The following is a 15,898-nucleotide window of genomic DNA, read 5'->3' on the forward strand; positions in this document are numbered from 1 at the left end:
AGCCCGCAGCTAGACCTCTTCCATCGCCTCGCCGATTTCTTCCAGCAGCCGATTGTGGTGATTGCTGGCCAGCATGTGTCCGGCGGCGATCACCAGAGCCACCGGCCAGTCGATCAGTTCGAGGGCGGCCAGCGCGGCCAGCCCGCCGTAGTAGGCCAGCTGTTCGGGCCGTGGAATCTCGGTCTGCCCGACCACCGGCAGCTTTACGACGAAGGTTTCGCCTTCGCGAATTTTCTCTACCGCATCGCGTTGAGATGTTGCACGGCGAGTTTTCTTTTCCGCCATCATTTGCCTTTCAGTAACGAGGGGTTTCCCAACTCGCCGGGTGACTTGGTCACCGTCGGACCTATGTCGACGACCGATTCCCTGGCCGATCCGATATTTTCGTCTGTTGCTTCGGTGCTGCGAGTCCCGTTACTCGAACTCTATGCGCTTCTGTGGCGCGTCGGGATCGTGGAGATAGTCCAGCCCGATCGGACACATCGCAGGGCGCCGCGGTTTTCGTCGCGAGTGGTTTCGAGGCCCCGGGGGACGATCTGCCCGGACCCGTCCGCCCATGCGCCCGCACGGCCGCACGGCCGTCCGCAGCGCGCGTCGGCGTAAGTCCGCTCTGTTTCAGTTGGTGCTGCGCAACTCCGCGGCACCGGCCCGACGTCCCGTGGTCTTCTTGGCGGGCGACTTGGCGGCGGATTTCCGCGGGGCGGTTTTTTGGGGCGACGACTCGCTGGGCACCGGCTTGAGCTGGGCTTTCGCCGGCGATCCGTTGGATCGGTTGAGCCGGTGCAACACCAATGCCCCGCCACCGACGGCCAACAGCACCGGCCACTCGATCAATCCGGCCACGCCCAGCGCGCCGAGGGTCAGTGCGGCCGCCGGCGTCGAATGACTGCCCGAGCTGATGCCGCGTTTGATGCCTTCGGCGGCGCCGGTGACTCCGCCGACGATTCCACTGATTGCGGCGCCCCCGACAGCGCCCGCGGCGGCGGTGGTCGCATCCGCCGCGCGGTTGACCGTCTTCCCCGCGTTACGGACTGCCCCTCCGACGACACCCATGATGACTCCCTGGTTCCTCGGTCGCGCTCGTTGGGAACGCGTAGCAACATGTATACCCGCCGAACGGAAAGTTAACGGCGGCGGCAACAAATTGTTCACGCATCTAACAGGGGGAAATGCTGCCACGTTGTAAACGCTCAGACAACGCGAAGGTGCCTGAATTTCCTCGGTTTACTCAGGATTCAGGTCGACCAAAACCGGCGCATGATCACTGGGAGCTTTTCCCTTGCGCTCGTCCCGGACGATTTGCGCGCCGGCCACCCGTGCCGCCAGCGCCGGTGAGGCGAGGATGAAGTCGATGCGCATCCCTTGCTTCTTCGGGAACCGCAGCTGGGTGTAATCCCAGTAGGTGTAGACACCGGGGCCCGGAGTGAAAGGCCTTACCACGTCGGCGAATTGCGCATCGACAATGGCTTTGAACGCCCGGCGTTCCGGCTCGGACACGTGCGTGGCGCCTGCGAAGAATTCCATGCTCCAGACGTCTTCATCGGTGGGTGCGATGTTCCAGTCGCCGACCATCGCGATCTGCGAGGTGGGATCGTCAGCCAACCAGCCCGCGGCCGCATCACGCAGGGCGGCAAGCCATTCCAGCTTGTAGGTGTAGTGCGGGTCGGCCAGGGTTCGACCGTTGGGCACATACAGGCTCCACACCCGGACGCCGCCACAGGTGGCGCCCAGGGCCCGGGCTTCCGCGGTCGCGGCGACCTCCGGCTTGCTGCTCCAGCCGGGCTGGCCGTCGAACCCGATCTGCACATTCTCCAGGCCTACGCGTGAGGCGATCGCCACGCCGTTCCACTGGTTGAAGCCGACATGGGCGACCTCGTAGCCGAGTTCCACGAACGGCAGGGCGGGGAACTGGCTGTCGGAGCACTTGGTCTCCTGCATGGCCAGCACGTCGACTTCGGCGCGGGCGAGCCAGTCGGTGACGCGGTCGAGGCGGGTGCGGATCGAGTTGACGTTCCAGGTCGCCAGTCGCACGCGCGGCGACGTCGGGTGTAACGGGTCGCCGTCATCGACACTGCCGTCGGGCATGACTAGACGGTATCCCAGCCACCCGGCCGGGCATCGAAGTAGCGACGGCGGTGGTGCAGCCGGAAGCCCAGACTCTCGGCGAGGCCGCCGGCGGCCTCGTCCGCCTCGTCGACCGCGATGTAGGCGCGGGTGGCGCCGTGGTGTGCACCCCAGACCAACAGGGCTTCGCGCGGCGCCGAAAGTCCGACCCACCGGGTGCCGTCCGGCGCGTCGGTCACGGCCGCACCCGTGGCCGACGGATCGGACTCGCGGGACGCGAGGTCACCCACGTCGCGCACCAACACCCGCTCGGTGTGATCGGCCACCAGGGTGCGTGGCAGCGTCAGCAACCGGTCCGGGATCGCCAGGAGCGGGGGAAGGCCGCGCCGGTCGTACCAGTCGACGATCGCCGGTACCGCGCTGAGCTGTGCCGAGATATCCAGTGGCACAGCAGAATTGGCGATACGGTTGGTTTCGTCTCCGGCCCGCAGCAGCCAGCCGTCCACCCAGGCGCGCGCTGCGCCGGGCCGGGCCGCGGCGGCGGCATGCTCCAGCGCGCGGATCGCCGACGTGCGCACCGGCGCGTCGGTCAGCACCCGCAGCGCGACCACGTCACCGGCCGAGAACTCGACGACCGCGCCCGTCTTCGTCTGCACCCGCACCACCGGATCCACCGCCAACAGGTGTCCCACCGCGTCGGTCAGCGGCGGAGCCGATCCGGCCGGACGCCGGTAGCGAACCGTCACCCGCGTTCCGAGGTCCGGCCACGAGACCATCAGTGACCGAACGGATCCGGTCCCTCGCCCGGCAGCCAGGACAGTCCGGGCACGCCCCAGCCGTGGGATTTGACGCTTCGCTTCGCGGCGCGAGCATGCCGGCCGATCAGGCGGTCCAAGTAGAGGAATCCATCCAGGTGCCCGGTTTCGTGTTGCAGCATCCGGGCGAACAGGCCGGTGCCCTCGATCGTGACCGTTTTCCCGTCGGCGTCCAGGCCGGTGACCCGTGCCCATTTCGCCCGCCCGGTGGGAAACGACTCACCGGGAACCGATAGACATCCCTCGTCGTCATCGCTCGGGTCGGGCATGGTCTCGGGTATCTCGGAGGTCTCCAGGATCGGATTGATGATCACGCCGCGGCGGCGCTCGGTCATGCCGCGATCGTCGGCGCAGTCGTAGACGAACAGCCGCAGGCCGTGGCCGATCTGATTGGCGGCCAGCCCGACACCGTGAGCGGCGTCCATGGTGTCGTACATATCGGCGATCAATCCGGCGAGGTCTGCCGGTAGTGAACCGTCGGCACCGACGGGCACCGGTTCGGTCGACGTGTGCAACACCGGATCGCCCACTATGCGAATGGGTACCACTGCCATGGTCGGCTAGCTTAAGCCCGGTGACGATGCGCGCCGCAAAGCGGCGGGCGGTGGGGGTACCACCCGGCCGCGAAGCGGCGAGGGGGCGAGGCGGGCAATCGACCTAGGGGCCGCGAGGTAAGCAATGTAGCCAATCCGCCGACTCGCGGGTCTGGATGAAGGCTTGAGGGTTCGCGGCGTGGTTCAATATTCGCCGAAACATGCCCCGGTGTAAGTCATGTCAGTGGAGCTACAGGGAATTCGGCGGAAGGGTCCAGGGGAAGCAATATGGACAGCGCCATGGCGCGGGCAAATCGAGCGGGGGACGATGCTGAAATCGCCGATGGGCTGACCCGACGCGAACACGACATCCTGGCCTTCGAGCGCCAGTGGTGGAAGTTCGCCGGTGTCAAGGAAGACGCGATCAAAGAGTTGTTCTCGATGTCGGCCACGCGGTACTACCAAGTCCTCAACGCGTTAGTGGATCGGCCGGAGGCACTGGCCGCCGATCCGATGCTGGTGAAGCGGTTGCGGCGGCTGCGGGCCAGCCGTCAGAAGGCGCGCGCAGCGCGGCGCCTCGGGTTCGAGGTGACCTGACTGGTTACAGTAGGGCTCGATGAAAGAGCGTGTTCCCGATTCCACGGGACTCCCACTGCGGGCCATGGTGATGGTGCTGTTGTTCCTCGGCGTCATCTTTTTGCTGCTCGGCTGGCAGGCGTTGAGCTCCTCGGGAAAGTCGGACGACGACTCGGCCGCACCGGCCTCGAGTGCGACCAGCTCCAGCGCCCCCGCCTCGCCGACCTCGACGAGCGCGAAGCCCGCGGCGACCGACGCCGACATCCACGTGTACAACATCTCCGGCAAGGAAGGTGTCGCCGGGCATGCCGCGGACCAACTCAAGGCCGGCGGCTTCAAGGTCGTTGACGTCGGCAACCTGACGTTGCCCGAAGTGACGGTCACGACCGTGTACTTCACCGACGCCGACGGTGAGCACGCCACCGCCGACGCGGTCGGCAAAAATCTGGGAGCGCCGGTCGAACCGCGCCTGCCCGCGCTCAGCGGAGAACCGCCCGGCGTAATCGTCTTGGTCGCGGGCTGACTCCGGGTCGTGAGCCGGGTTAGGCTCTCGCTATGCCTACGCTTGCCGGTCACCGCAATGTCGTCGTCACCCTGTCCGCACTCGGCGCGGCCACCAGCGTCGTTTTGCTGAGCGCGTGCTCCTCGCCGCAGCACGCGTCGTCGGTGCCGGGCACCACGCCGGCCGTCTGGACGGGATCGCCCGCGCCGTCGGCAACCGCGGGAACCGCGAGCGAGGGCAAGCAGAGCATCACCACCCATCTGCGCGCACCCGACGGCACCCAGGTCGCGACCGCGACGTTCGAATTCGCCAACGGCTATGCCACCGTCACGATCGCGACGACCGGCGAGGGTCAGATCGCGCCCGGCTTCCACGGCGTGCACATTCACAAAGTCGGCAAATGCGAGGCCAATTCGGTCGGCCCGACCGGCGGGGCGCCCGGCGACTTCCTGTCCGCGGGCGGTCACTTCCAGGCGCCCGGCCACTCGAACGAACCCGCCAGCGGGGATCTCACCTCGCTCGAGGTTCGCAAGGACGGTGCCGGAATGTTGGTGACCACCACGGACGCCTTCGCGATGGACGACCTGCTCTCGGGTGAAAAGACCGCGATCATCATCCACGCGGGTGCGGACAACTTCGCCAACATTCCGCCGGAGCGCTACAGCCAGGCCAACGGAACGCCGGGTCCGGACGCGACGACGATGAGCACTGGTGACGCCGGCAAGCGAGTGGCGTGCGGTGTCATTGGTGCCGGCTAACAGGCCCGTCCCGCACATCGATTTCGCCCGGTCGCCGCGGCCGACGCTCGGCGTGGAGTGGGAGTTCGCGCTCGTCGACGCCCAGACCCGCGACCTGAGCAACGAGGCGACCTCGGTGATCGCCGAGATCGGCGAAAACCCACGCGTGCACAAGGAATTGCTGCGCAACACCGTCGAGGTGGTCAGCGGTATCTGCGACTGCACCGGTCAGGCGATCGAGGATCTGCGGCAGACCTTGGGCCCCGCGCGCCGAATCGTCCGGGACCGTGGCATGGAGCTGTTCTGTGCGGGCGCACACCCGTTCGCGCAGTGGAGCACCCAGAAGCTCACCGATGCGCCCCGCTACGCCGAGCTGATCAAGCGCACCCAGTGGTGGGGACGGCAGATGCTGATCTGGGGTGTGCACGTACACGTCGGGATTTCCTCGGCGCACAAGGTGATGCCGATCATGACGTCGCTGCTGCGCTACTACCCACACCTGCTGGCGTTGTCGGCGTCCTCGCCGTGGTGGACCGGCGTGGACACCGGGTACGCCAGCAACCGGGCCATGATGTTCCAGCAGTTGCCGACGGCCGGCTTGCCGTTCCAGTTTCAGACCTGGGGTGAGTTCGAAGGATTCGTCTACGACCAGAAGAAGACCGGCATCATCGACCACGTCGACGAAGTCCGTTGGGATATAAGGCCTTCCCCGCATCTGGGCACACTCGAGGTGCGAGTCTGCGACGGCGTGTCCAACCTGCGTGAGCTGAGTGCGCTGGTCGCCCTGACCCATTGCCTGGTGGTCGACCTGGATCGCAGGCTGGAAGCCGACGAGTCGTTGCCGACGATGCCGCCGTGGCACACCCAGGAGAACAAGTGGCGCGCGGCACGCTACGGGCTGGACGCGGTGATCATCCAGGACGCCGACAGCAACGAGCGGTTGGTCACCGACGACCTCGCCGACGTGCTGACCCGGCTGGAGCCGGTCGCCAAGTCGCTGCACTGCAGCGACGAACTCGCGGCGGTGGAGGACATCTGGCGCCACGGGGCCTCCTATCAACGGCAGCGGCGGGTGGCCGAAGAGCACGACGGCGATCTGCGCGCGGTCGTCGATGCGTTGGTGGGCGAACTGGACGTCTGATGGAGCTCGCGATGTTCCCGCTGGAGTCGGCGCTGCTGCCGAATCAGGATCTGCCATTGCGCATCTTCGAGCCTCGCTACGTTGCACTGGTGCGGCATTGCGTCGGTACCGGTGAACCCTTCGGCGTGGTGCTGATCTCGCGCGGCCGTGAGGTCGGCGGCGGCGATGCGCGCTGCGACGTCGGCGTGCTGTGCCGGATCGACGAATGCGTCGAGCAGGGTGTGGGCCGATACTCGCTGCGCTGCCGGACCGGCGAGCGGATTCGGGTGTCGGAGTGGCTGCCCGACGATCCCTACCCCCGGGCGTCGGTGCAGCCGTGGCCGGACGAGGCGGGGGAAACGGTCACTCTGGCACAGCTTGTCGATGTCGAAGACCGGATGATGGCCTTGTTCGAGCGGATCGCGGAGGCGCGCGGCGCCATGCTGCCGAAGCGCGAGGTGCTGCTGGGCTCCGACGACGCCGACGCGGGAGAGCGGCTGTACACGTTGGCCACTCGCATCCCGATCGGAGCCGCCGACCGGTACGCCGTGCTGTCGGCGCCATCGGCGGCCGACCGGCTCGCGGCGCTGGGTGAGGCGGTCGACGCGATCGCCGAGATGGTGGAGTTCCAGTTGTCGGAGTAGCGATGTGCTTTCCTATAGGGAAACTGACTGCGCGACTGGATGGTTGAGTGAAAGTACATCTGCAAGTCAACGGATCGCCGACCGGTGCGTCGGCGAGTGCGGCCGAGATCGCCGAGACGGGCGCCGACGGGCTGTTCACCTTCGAGGGTCAGCACGATGTGTTCTTTCCGCTGGTCATCGCCGCCAGCGAGACCAGCCTGGACTTGATGACCAACGTCGCGATCGCCGCGCCGCGCAGTCCGCTGCACCTGGCGCATGCCGCCTACGATTTGCAGGTCTTCAGCGGGGGCAGATTCCGGCTCGGGCTGGGCTCGCAGATCAGGGTCCACATCGAAAAGCGCTACGGCAGCACCTGGGATCGGCCCGCGGCGCGGATGGCCGAAACCATCGCCGCGATCAAGGCGATATTCGCCGCGTGGGAAGGCCAGTCCCCGCTTAACTTTCGGGGTGAGTTCTTCACCCACACCCTGATGGCACCCAACTTCAACCCCGGCCCGAACCCGTTCGGACCGCCGCCGGTGCTGATGGGGGCGCTGGGTCCGATCATGACGCGCACCGCCGCCGAAGTCGCCGACGGCCTGCTGGTGATGCCGTTCCACAGCGCCCGCCATTTCTCCGAACGCACCATCCCGGCGATCGACGAGGGACTGCGCCGTTCGCAGCGCTGCGCCAACGATTTTGAGGTGATCGCCCAGGCCATGGTCGCGGTCGGCAGCAACGAAGGCGACCTGGCCGCCGCCGTCAACGGTGTCGCGTCGCTGATCGCGTTCTACGGCTCGACACCGGCTTACCTGCCGGTGCTCGAGGTCGAGGGCTGGGCAGACGTGCAGCCCGAACTCAACGCGCTGTCCAAGCAGGGCCGGTTTGCCGAGATGCGCGCTCTGATCACCGACGACATGGTGGCCCGGATCGGGATCGTCGGGACCCCGGAGCAATGTGCCCAGCAGATCGTGGAGCGGTTCGGCGACCGCGTCGACGAAGTATGTTGCTACTTCCCGTATTACACACCGGTCAACACCGATCTCGCCGGCCTGATCGACGCCCTGCACCGGAGCCCCGCGCGGCGATGAGCACCGATCTGGTGGTCGAGGTCGCCGCGGGCGTGGCGGTGCTGACGCTCAATCGGCCCGCCCAGCTCAACGCCTACACCGCCGAGATGGGCGCACTGCTGAGCCGGGCGTACCGGGAGTGCGACGAGGACGACGACGTCCGCGCCATCGTGGTGACCGGCGCGGGCCGGGCCTTTTGCGCGGGCGCCGATTTCTCTGGCGGCGCAACGCCGTTCGACAGCCCGCAAGACGTCGCCGCGTTCTCCGCGTCGCCGATCGACCCGCCGGCGTTCGAATTGCGCAAACCGGTGATCGCCGCGGTCAACGGGCATGCCATCGGAATCGGACTGACCATCGCGCTGCAGGCCGACATCCGCATTCTCGCCGAGGACGCGAAATATGGTGTGGTGCAGGTGCGTCGCGGAGTGATACCCGATTGCATGTCGCACTGGACGCTGGCGCACTTGACGAATCTCGGTGTCGCCGCCGAGGTGCTGCTGACCGGGCGCACCTTCGACGGGCCCGAGGCCGTCGCGTACGGCATCGCGAATCGCGCGCTACCCGCCGCGCAGGTGCTCGACGGCGCGCTGGACATGGCTCGCGACATCGCGGTCAATGTGGCACCGATGTCGGCGGCATTGAGCAAGCGGCTGTTGTGGGACACCGCGATTCGCGGCTACACACCGCGGCAGGTGGCCTCGCTAGAGACCCAGTTGCACCACCGCGTGATGGGCACCCCCGACGCGGCCGAAGGCGTCGCCGCGTTCGTTGAGCGGCGGGAGCCGCGGTTCGGATCGCGGGTGTCGCGGGACTGGAAAGCCCTGCCGGAGCCGCCGACTTCGCCGAGCCGGTAAATTAGCAGACCCGCACTCGCACTTTGTCGGCAGAATTACCGGGTCGCCGAAACGCGGCTCAGCTCGTGAGCAGGTCGGCCAGCGCGACACCGAGGTTGTGCAGGTTGGTTTCCAGCGAATAGGTGCGATCGAGCGTCCAGTTGACGATGCCGCCGGAGAGCGCGCCAACGATGATGTCGGCCAAGGTGTCCGCGTCGTGGCGGGTGCTGACCTCGCCGCGGGACACGCCCTCCTTGATCAGTTCGCCGAACGTGGCGTGCAGGTTGAATCCGCGCTGAATGCCGTAGCCGGAGGTGGCCAGCATCTCGCCGATCAGCTCGCGGTAGGTGTCGCCGGATTTGACCAGCGTCGTGGCGATGTCGTCGAACACTCCGACCAGTCGCGCCGGGATCGGTTGGTCGGCGCGGTCGAAGACCACGTCGTGCAGGTTGACCAGCCGGCGCTGCGCCAGCGCGCGGATCATGTCCTGGCGGGTGGCGAAGTGGTTGAAGAACGTCCGGTTGGCGACGTCGGCGCGTTCGCAGATCTCCTCGATGGTGGTGGCCGCGACCCCTTGCGCCAGAAACAGGTCGAACGCGGCGACGAGGATCTTCTCCCGCATCTCGTGCTTGCGCCGTTCGTGTCGGTTCATGCGCCGGCACACAGCTTCTCGGACAGGGTCCACAACTCGGCGGCCCGCTGCTCGTCGCGCGCGTAGGGCGTGGCCTCGCCGATCCCGCAGTCTTCCAGGTACAGCGCGCCCCGGTCGGCCAGCTCGGGGCTTACCGCGGCCCACACCTGGGTGGCCGCCCCCTGCTCGGGTGTGGCGAAGTCGAGACGGCCGTTGCTCGTTTCACCTCGTAGCGCGCTGTTGCCCACGACGAGCTTGCGCAGATCGGAGAAGTCCCCGCGCGACATGTACCGCGCCAGCGAGGTGGCGACGGTGCCGGGATGCACGGCGTAGGCGCGAATGCCCAAGTCGCGCAACCGCCGATCGGCCTCGACCGCGTGCAGGATGTTCGCCGTCTTGGCGGCGCCGTAGGCCACGAACTTGTCGTATTCGCGACGCTCCCAGTTCGGGTCGTCGAAGTCCACGTCGCCCAGCACGTGGCCGCCGGAGGACAGGATCACCACCCGGGCGCCCTGCGCGGCGGTCAGCTGCGGGACCAGTAACCGGGTGAACTCGAAATGCCCGAAATGATTTGTCCCGATTTGCAATTCGAACCCGTCCCGGGTCCGGCCGAACGGGGTGAACATCACCCCGGCGTTGTTCATCAACACATGCACGGCGGGTGTGATATCGCGGATCGCCGTCGCCGCCGCGCGGACGCTGGACAGCGCGGTGAGGTCGAGCTCGACGGTCGAGGTCGTCGCACCCGGTACTTCGGCTCGCACCCACGCGTCGGCCTCGGCCAGGGCGTCTTGGTTGCGCGCCGCCAGGATCACGTGGGCGCCCGCGGCGGCCAGCGCTCGCGCCGACTCCCGGCCCAGGCCGGACGAGGCTCCGGTGATCACACATGTCTTGCCGGACAGGTCGATTCCCTCGACCACCCCCAGGGCGGTCCTCATCGGCGGGCGAGTTGCCAGAGCGGAACGACCGTGGCCGGGTCGCATTCTTCGTCGACGATCCACTTGCACATCCGCCGGATCGGTTCGATGGCGTCCTGAGGCATCGCGATCGCGACGCTGCACGCGTAGCCCAGGCTGGTCAGCCGCTGGGCGCCGAACAGCGGCAGCGTGTTTCGCAACTGTCGCTTGAGCGACTCGGGATAGATGCCGATCGTCTGAGTGTAGGCGTTGACTGCGGCGGTCACCCTGTCGATGCTATCGACCGGCACGATGTTGGCGACGCGCCCCGACAACATCGGCGAATAGTCGACCGGTTCGTCGAATTGGGAGACGACGATCGCGCCTTCGCACTGCTCGCCGCCGATCACCCGATAGAAGTCGTCGGTCAGGCGCGAGGCCTCGAGATGATCGAGCAACTCGCGGTTGGGATAGCGCGGCGCGGTGCTGACGATGTCGGGCAGCGAGACCAGTTCTTGGTAGATCAATTCGCCGAGCCGGTTCGCATCGGCCAACCCGTCGGCGTCGGTTCCGCTGAGCACATAGATGACCCGGGCGTTGGCGCAGCCTTCCTGATTGGCCACGCCGATGTCGGTTGCGGCCCGTCGCGCCACCTCACGCAAGGTGTCGTCGTCGGCGAACGCCTCCGGGCCGATGATCGTCGCGCTGCGTTTCGGATCGAGCGCGATCAGCTCCAAACCCGGCTGGATGTACCGGGTTACGTGCTTGACCGACGCCATCCCGCCCCACGCCACGATCTTTTCGATGTGCTGGGGCCGGTAGAGCTGCTCTTCGACGGCCAGATCGCCACCCTTCCAATACCCGACCGCCAGGTGCCGGGTGATCGGATGGTCCGGCGCCACATCGGCAAGCGTGCGGGCGATGGCGATCGCGGTCAGCGGATCGTTGGACGGGGCCTTGATGATGACGTCGGATCGGGTGATCACCGACCGCAGGATCGTCACCGCCGACACCAATCCGCCGTTGCCCGCCGGGATGTGCAGCAGTCGGGATCCGAAGGCGCGCACCCGTAGTTCGCGTCCGTCGTGCAACGTTTGCGGGACCCATCCGTTGAGGTAGTCCAAACCGACCTGGCTGTCCGCGATTTCGGTGACGTTCTCCCGCGAAAACAGCGGCCGCAGTACGCGATAGCTGTTCTTCATCATCTCGGTCGGCAGCACGTTGGCGACCAGCGAGGCCTCGTAGGCTTCCTGCAGATGGGTGTTCGACTCGAAGTCCAGCGCATCGCCGAGGGCGGCCAGTACGTCGAGGATCTCGTCGAAGCTCAGCTCGTAGAGGTCGCTCATCTCGCCGGGGCTGTGCAGCGGCAGCAGCTCGACGTACTTGCCCATGTCCGGCGCCTGGAACCGCGAGGCGCCGATGCGGGTGTCGAACGGAACGAGGTCGTCGGTGATGACCTGCCCCCGCAGGAACAGCGGGACGGTGTAGGCGATCACAGCTCGACTCCCTTCATGAAGTTCACCGCCTCGTTATGCACCTCATGTGTTGCGGCGCAAGTGATCCGGTCGTCTTCGACACCCTGCTTCTCGCTGTAGCGCATGATGTCGCGCTCGAACGCGAGGCTGGCCTGACCGCACGGGCAGTGCAGGTCCCAGTCGATCGTGACCTCGTCGCCCGAGATGACGCCGCCCCAATGCGCGCGCAGCAGGATGTCGTAGACCGCGGCGCGTCCGGTCTGCACGCCGGTCCGGGGGAGTGGCTCGCTGGTGTCCGGGTCGAGCACGAAAGGCACCACCCATGGCGCGACGTGGTAACGGCCCTCGCTGCAGCCCCAATGGAAGGTGCTCGACTCCGAGAAGCCGTAGCCGACCTGGATGCGGTCGACGCCGAGGAAGTCCTTGATGACGTCCATGAAATCATCAGGCAGCGCAACGCCTTTCATACCGCCGCCGGTGAGGATCGCGGAGTCGGGGGAGAAGACGTTACGCACGCCGCGCTCCAGGCCCGCCTTGGCGATGTCGTACATCAGGTGGTACGTGCCGAGCATGAACACTCGCTTGCCGCGCAACTGCTCGGTGATGCGGGCGAAGAACGCATCCATGTCCTGGGCCTGGCGGGCCTGCATGGCGATGAACTCGTCCTTGCGGGCGGCCAGCGCCGGGTCGATCTGCAGGCGGTCGAGTTCACCGCGCGACGCCGCCGCGCGCATCTTGGACGCCAGGAACATCAGGTCGGTGTCGACCGCGAACGGGTAGAGCGCGTGAAACCGGGATTCGTCGCCGCCGGTGAAACCGCGCTTGATCATGTTGGCAATGCGCAGATGACCAAGCTTGCCATTGGCGAAGTTCGGCCACACCACATCGACCGACGGGTTGAGTTCGGCGTCGGTCGGCTCCCGGCCGAAGGTTTGGAACAGGCAGATCTTCCACAGCGTCATGCCTTCTTCGGCGCCGCGTTTGTCCTTGGGCAGGATCGAGATGGTTCCGGTGGTGCCGCTGGAGGTGATGACCTCGAGCGGCGTCTGCGCGTCGAGTCGCTCGATCCAGTCGTCGATCCCGGTGCAGCCGTCGGTGTCCACGCCCGCCAGGTCGTAGCTGGTGAGCTTGTCCAGCCACTTGGTCATCAGGTCGAAGCGCTTCCTGTCCACCAGTGCGGCCGGGTACGACTTGAATGCGGTATGCGAAAACAGCAGTGGTACAACGTCATTGAACTGGTTGAGTTCTTTGATGCCCAGCCGGTCGGCCAGTTTGCGCAGCATCTCGATGTCCCGGTAGTGCTCGCGAAATCGGATGCCCATGGCCTGGCGCTGCAGCTCTTCGAGCTCGTCGCGACCGATGCTGTGCATTCGCGTGTAGGACTGGCCGAAGAAGCCGATCGGGTCGTTCATGAACTCGGTCACCGGCCGCGCCGCCGTACTCGTCATCGGGCCATGGTAAACAGGTGATGCAGCTGAGCGCAATAGTGCAGTTAACTGCAAAATACTGGTCGCCGAGCGTGGGGCCTATGGATCGATTCGCGGCAGTTCTGGTACGTAGGCCCCACACTCGGGGCGGCCGCGGCCGGTAGCGCCGGGCCGTTATCCCACGGAAGCGGGTTCGGTGAGCACGACGTCGGCGGTGGTACGACGCGGGTTGACGACGCAGACGGTGGCAATCAGGGCGGCGATGAAGAACAACGCCGCGGCGATCTGCAGCAGCCGGGCGAAACTGGCATCGGTGAGCGTGCCCGCGGCGATCAATCCCACGCATGCCACGGCGGTCAGCGCCGACGTCCGGCCCACCGCGTTTTGCACCGCCGCCGCGATTCCGCTGCGGCCGGCGTCGACGGAGGACAGGTTCAACGCGCCCAACGGCGTCGTGGTGAGCACCAGTCCGATGGCCAGCACGGTCGTGCCGGGCAGCAGATTCGAGACGATCGTGAACCCGTGGCCGGGCCGAATGAGCATCAGCCCCAGTCCGGCCAGGATGGGGCCCGCCGTCAGGAAGACGCGAGGCCCGACTCGCGCCGCCAAACCGCCGACGCGCTTGGCGAACAGAAACGACAGCACGGGGTTAGGCAAGGTGGCCAACGCCGCGACCGTCGCGCAGTAACCGGCAACTTCCTGGGTGTACAGGGCGACGGCAAGGGAGGCCATCGCGATGGCGCCGTAGACGAACGCGGTGATCAAGTTGGAGGCCGCGAAGTTACCGACCCTGAACAGGCGCAGCGGTATCAGCGGGTGCGGGGCGCGCCGTTGCCAGCTCACGAATGCCAACAGCGCCGCGACCCCGACGATCAGCGTCGCGACAATGCGACCGGACCATCCGCGCTGCCCGGCCTCGATCAGTGCGTCCACGGTGGCGGCCAGCCCGATCGCCGCCAGCACGGCCCCCCGGACATCGAGGCTGGCGCGTTGCGTCGGACGGGGAACGGGGCGCAGCCAAAACGTCAACGCGAAACCGATGACGATCGGGACGGCCGACAACGCATAGATCCAGCGCCAGCTCAGCAGATCCACGGCCAACCCGCCCAGCAGCGGTCCGATCGCGAACGCGGTACCGGTCCACCCGGTCCAGGTGCCGATCGCTTTGTGACGATCCTCTGGGGCGAACGTGGAATTGATCATCGCCAGCGACCCCGGCACCAAAAACGCCGCGCCCAGACCTTGGACGATGCGCCCGGTGATCAGCATCACCGGCGAGGCCGCGGTGGCCGCCAGGGCCGAGCCGGTCCCGAAGGCCACCAGCCCGAAGCGCATGACCGGCACCCGGCCGAACAGGTCGGAAATGGAACCGCCCGGCAAGATGGCGGCCGCCAGGGCCAGCAGGTAACCGTCGACCACCCACTGCTGCAAGCACAGGCCTCCGCCGAGCTCGCGCTCGGTGGCCGGCAGTGCCAGGTTGACCACGGTGCTGTCGAGGAAGGCGACCATCGACACCATGACGGCCACCACCATGACCCGGGTGGTGGGCGCGGTCTGGCGAAACCTCGCGAGCAATCCCGCTCGGCGTGCCGATCGCACGGCCCCGGGGGACGGCCGTATCACGAGCATGGCCGTCTCACGGGGCGGTCGCTCATCCGAGTCCTCCTCGAGGCCGCCGTAACGTGTTGGGCCGGCGACCTGTTCAGGATGATGTATGTGAACTGGTTACGTCCGGTGCCGCCGAAACGTTCAGGTGGAACTCATATGATCACCGTTCGGTGTGGGCCGGGTTGGGCGGCGCGCTCCATCAGCCGCGGTGCCACGACCCGATGCAGCGGGCCGATCGCGGCCCACACCACGCGGGCGGCGATGCCGCGGCGATAGTGCACGCGAGTGGTGAGCGTGGCACGCCGACCGTCCTCGCGTCGCAGCGTCAGCTCGCCGCGCATCAGCGCACCGCTCGTCGTCAGCACGAGCTCGTCGGGATCCGAACGCGCGATCGACCAGCCGATGAGGTGATCGGGCGAGGAATGCGGTGCGAGCTGAAATCTCAGGACATGGCGATGGATCCACTGCACGACGCCCCCGCCTCGGTCGCTTCGCAGCGCGTCGCGAAACATCTGTTCGGCGCTGCGTGCGTCGCCGTGCGGGATCGGTACTTCGAAGACGTCGGTGTAATCGGACGCGGTCTGACCGGTCTCGGTCTGCTCGGACAGTGCCGCTGCCGCAATACGTTTGAGTGTCCGCCGCGTCACCACCCGGTGTGCGCCGGTGCCGATGACCAGGGCGCGATACGCCTTGCCGTGCACGCCCGGGAAGGCCGCCCAGGTGATCGCGCGGAGCCGGGTGCGGCCCGCGGATTCGGCGTCCAGCTCGAACACCCACCGGTAGACCGCGAACAGGTGGCGGCCCCGCAGCGCGAAGCGTTCGGGCTGCCGTGCCTCGTCGAGCACGAAACCGATTGGCACGGTGAAAGGGTCGTGCGGGTCGCGGCACATCACCCGCAGCAGCGCCGACCACGTTTCTGCGCGATCCGCGTCGAGGGTTATGGCATGCTCATCGATATAGGGTAATCGTTCCATATAGAAGGATCGTA

Annotated in this window: 19 protein-coding genes; 8 read left to right on the forward strand and 11 right to left on the reverse strand. The window is 66.9% G+C overall.

What is annotated here, in order from left to right; all coding sequences use genetic code 11:
- Positions 1 to 9: 9 nt before the first annotated feature.
- On the reverse strand, positions 10 to 285 hold the full coding sequence (locus tag BN973_RS05305; protein ID WP_139830165.1) for a hypothetical protein: 276 nt from the start codon (positions 283 to 285) through the stop codon (positions 10 to 12).
- A gap of 63 nt (positions 286 to 348) precedes the next feature.
- Here BN973_RS05305 and BN973_RS31990 point away from each other — a divergent pair, with 63 nt between their 5' ends.
- Positions 349 to 603 carry an Rv1535 domain-containing protein gene (locus tag BN973_RS31990; protein WP_084163307.1) on the forward strand — a complete coding sequence of 85 codons (255 nt, stop codon included), beginning with the start codon at positions 349 to 351 and terminating at the stop codon, positions 601 to 603.
- Positions 604 to 615: 12 nt separating this feature from the next.
- On the opposite strand, the gene BN973_RS05310 is transcribed toward BN973_RS31990, so the two are convergent.
- The 4 genes from BN973_RS05310 to BN973_RS05325 form a co-directional block, all read right to left on the reverse strand.
- Positions 616 to 1,053: a hypothetical protein gene (locus BN973_RS05310; protein ID WP_036466436.1), complete on the reverse strand. Its 438-nt coding sequence runs from the start codon at positions 1,051 to 1,053 to the stop codon at positions 616 to 618.
- A 171-nt stretch (positions 1,054 to 1,224) separates the two neighbouring features.
- Positions 1,225 to 2,031: an exodeoxyribonuclease III gene (locus tag BN973_RS05315; RefSeq protein ID WP_036472066.1), complete on the reverse strand. Its 807-nt coding sequence runs from the start codon at positions 2,029 to 2,031 to the stop codon at positions 1,225 to 1,227.
- A gap of 56 nt (positions 2,032 to 2,087) precedes the next feature.
- Positions 2,088 to 2,840: a GNAT family N-acetyltransferase, cg3035/Rv0428c family gene (locus BN973_RS05320; protein ID WP_036466438.1), complete on the reverse strand. Its 753-nt coding sequence runs from the start codon at positions 2,838 to 2,840 to the stop codon at positions 2,088 to 2,090.
- Complete coding sequence (locus tag BN973_RS05325) at positions 2,840 to 3,433, reverse strand: peptide deformylase (protein ID WP_036466440.1); 594 nt, start codon at positions 3,431 to 3,433, stop codon at positions 2,840 to 2,842. Before BN973_RS05325 ends, BN973_RS05320 begins: the two co-directional genes overlap by 1 nt.
- Before the next feature lie 267 nt (positions 3,434 to 3,700).
- On the opposite strand from BN973_RS05325, the gene BN973_RS05330 reads away from it, so the two are divergent.
- Genes BN973_RS05330 through BN973_RS05360 form a run of 7 tightly spaced genes read left to right on the forward strand, consistent with a single transcriptional unit; the run spans position 3,701 to position 8,894 of the window.
- The gene (locus tag BN973_RS05330; protein ID WP_025736979.1) at positions 3,701 to 4,009 is read left to right on the forward strand and encodes a DUF3263 domain-containing protein; all 309 of its coding nucleotides are present in this window, start codon (positions 3,701 to 3,703) and stop codon (positions 4,007 to 4,009) included.
- A 19-nt stretch (positions 4,010 to 4,028) separates the two neighbouring features.
- The gene (locus BN973_RS05335; RefSeq protein ID WP_036466441.1) at positions 4,029 to 4,511 is read left to right on the forward strand and encodes a LytR C-terminal domain-containing protein; all 483 of its coding nucleotides are present in this window, start codon (positions 4,029 to 4,031) and stop codon (positions 4,509 to 4,511) included.
- A 32-nt stretch (positions 4,512 to 4,543) separates the two neighbouring features.
- The gene (gene sodC / locus BN973_RS05340; protein WP_036466442.1) at positions 4,544 to 5,248 is read left to right on the forward strand and encodes a superoxide dismutase[Cu-Zn]; all 705 of its coding nucleotides are present in this window, start codon (positions 4,544 to 4,546) and stop codon (positions 5,246 to 5,248) included.
- Entirely contained in the window at positions 5,229 to 6,368 is a 1,140-nt protein-coding gene (locus BN973_RS05345) for a glutamate--cysteine ligase (protein ID WP_198048973.1), read from the forward strand. The genes sodC and BN973_RS05345 overlap by 20 nt, the downstream gene beginning before the upstream one ends.
- Complete coding sequence (locus tag BN973_RS05350; protein ID WP_036466445.1) at positions 6,368 to 6,991, forward strand: LON peptidase substrate-binding domain-containing protein; 624 nt, start codon at positions 6,368 to 6,370, stop codon at positions 6,989 to 6,991. Before BN973_RS05345 ends, BN973_RS05350 begins: the two co-directional genes overlap by 1 nt.
- Before the next feature lie 47 nt (positions 6,992 to 7,038).
- Positions 7,039 to 8,061 (forward strand): TIGR03617 family F420-dependent LLM class oxidoreductase, encoded by a 1,023-nt coding sequence (locus BN973_RS05355; RefSeq protein ID WP_036466446.1) that lies wholly within the window; start codon positions 7,039 to 7,041, stop codon positions 8,059 to 8,061.
- Positions 8,058 to 8,894: an enoyl-CoA hydratase-related protein gene (locus BN973_RS05360; RefSeq protein WP_036466447.1), complete on the forward strand. Its 837-nt coding sequence runs from the start codon at positions 8,058 to 8,060 to the stop codon at positions 8,892 to 8,894. The genes BN973_RS05355 and BN973_RS05360 overlap by 4 nt, the downstream gene beginning before the upstream one ends.
- Positions 8,895 to 8,952: 58 nt before the next feature.
- Here the strand turns inward: BN973_RS05360 and BN973_RS05365 are convergent, their stop codons facing one another.
- The 6 genes from BN973_RS05365 to BN973_RS05390 form a co-directional block, all read right to left on the reverse strand.
- Entirely contained in the window at positions 8,953 to 9,525 is a 573-nt protein-coding gene (locus tag BN973_RS05365; protein WP_036466448.1) for a TetR/AcrR family transcriptional regulator, read from the reverse strand.
- Positions 9,522 to 10,442 carry an SDR family NAD(P)-dependent oxidoreductase gene (locus BN973_RS05370; RefSeq protein WP_036466450.1) on the reverse strand — a complete coding sequence of 307 codons (921 nt, stop codon included), beginning with the start codon at positions 10,440 to 10,442 and terminating at the stop codon, positions 9,522 to 9,524. Before BN973_RS05370 ends, BN973_RS05365 begins: the two co-directional genes overlap by 4 nt.
- The gene (locus BN973_RS05375) at positions 10,439 to 11,896 is read right to left on the reverse strand and encodes an acyl-CoA reductase (RefSeq protein WP_084163308.1); all 1,458 of its coding nucleotides are present in this window, start codon (positions 11,894 to 11,896) and stop codon (positions 10,439 to 10,441) included. The genes BN973_RS05370 and BN973_RS05375 overlap by 4 nt, the downstream gene beginning before the upstream one ends.
- Positions 11,893 to 13,323 (reverse strand): long-chain-fatty-acid--protein ligase, encoded by a 1,431-nt coding sequence (locus BN973_RS05380; RefSeq protein WP_036466451.1) that lies wholly within the window; start codon positions 13,321 to 13,323, stop codon positions 11,893 to 11,895. Before BN973_RS05380 ends, BN973_RS05375 begins: the two co-directional genes overlap by 4 nt.
- A gap of 153 nt (positions 13,324 to 13,476) precedes the next feature.
- A complete protein-coding gene (locus BN973_RS05385) occupies positions 13,477 to 14,931 on the reverse strand; it encodes an MFS transporter (RefSeq protein WP_232232024.1) in 1,455 nt (484 codons plus the stop codon).
- 131 nt (positions 14,932 to 15,062) lie between these two features.
- Positions 15,063 to 15,884 (reverse strand): DUF2867 domain-containing protein, encoded by an 822-nt coding sequence (locus BN973_RS05390; RefSeq protein WP_036466452.1) that lies wholly within the window; start codon positions 15,882 to 15,884, stop codon positions 15,063 to 15,065.
- Positions 15,885 to 15,898: the final 14 nt, after the last annotated feature.

Origin of the sequence: Mycobacterium triplex (genome assembly GCF_000689255.1) — a bacterium.
Taxonomy (GTDB): domain Bacteria; phylum Actinomycetota; class Actinomycetes; order Mycobacteriales; family Mycobacteriaceae; genus Mycobacterium; species Mycobacterium triplex.

Excerpts from the sequence above, each read along its gene's own strand:
- BN973_RS05305 (WP_139830165.1), bottom strand. The coding sequence starts at position 285 with ATGGCGGAAAAGAAAACTCGCCGTGCAACATCTCAACGCGATGCGGTA.
- BN973_RS31990 (WP_084163307.1), top strand. The coding sequence starts at position 349 with ATGTCGACGACCGATTCCCTGGCCGATCCGATATTTTCGTCTGTTGCT.
- BN973_RS05310 (WP_036466436.1), bottom strand. The coding sequence starts at position 1,053 with ATGGGTGTCGTCGGAGGGGCAGTCCGTAACGCGGGGAAGACGGTCAAC.
- BN973_RS05320 (WP_036466438.1), bottom strand. The coding sequence starts at position 2,840 with ATGGTCTCGTGGCCGGACCTCGGAACGCGGGTGACGGTTCGCTACCGG.
- BN973_RS05325 (WP_036466440.1), bottom strand. The coding sequence starts at position 3,433 with ATGGCAGTGGTACCCATTCGCATAGTGGGCGATCCGGTGTTGCACACG.
- BN973_RS05330 (WP_025736979.1), top strand. The coding sequence starts at position 3,701 with ATGGACAGCGCCATGGCGCGGGCAAATCGAGCGGGGGACGATGCTGAA.
- BN973_RS05335 (WP_036466441.1), top strand. The coding sequence starts at position 4,029 with ATGAAAGAGCGTGTTCCCGATTCCACGGGACTCCCACTGCGGGCCATG.
- sodC (WP_036466442.1), top strand. The coding sequence starts at position 4,544 with ATGCCTACGCTTGCCGGTCACCGCAATGTCGTCGTCACCCTGTCCGCA.
- BN973_RS05350 (WP_036466445.1), top strand. The coding sequence starts at position 6,368 with ATGGAGCTCGCGATGTTCCCGCTGGAGTCGGCGCTGCTGCCGAATCAG.
- BN973_RS05360 (WP_036466447.1), top strand. The coding sequence starts at position 8,058 with ATGAGCACCGATCTGGTGGTCGAGGTCGCCGCGGGCGTGGCGGTGCTG.
- BN973_RS05365 (WP_036466448.1), bottom strand. The coding sequence starts at position 9,525 with ATGAACCGACACGAACGGCGCAAGCACGAGATGCGGGAGAAGATCCTC.
- BN973_RS05370 (WP_036466450.1), bottom strand. The coding sequence starts at position 10,442 with ATGAGGACCGCCCTGGGGGTGGTCGAGGGAATCGACCTGTCCGGCAAG.
- BN973_RS05380 (WP_036466451.1), bottom strand. The coding sequence starts at position 13,323 with ATGACGAGTACGGCGGCGCGGCCGGTGACCGAGTTCATGAACGACCCG.
- BN973_RS05385 (WP_232232024.1), bottom strand. The coding sequence starts at position 14,931 with ATGCTCGTGATACGGCCGTCCCCCGGGGCCGTGCGATCGGCACGCCGA.
- BN973_RS05390 (WP_036466452.1), bottom strand. The coding sequence starts at position 15,884 with ATGGAACGATTACCCTATATCGATGAGCATGCCATAACCCTCGACGCG.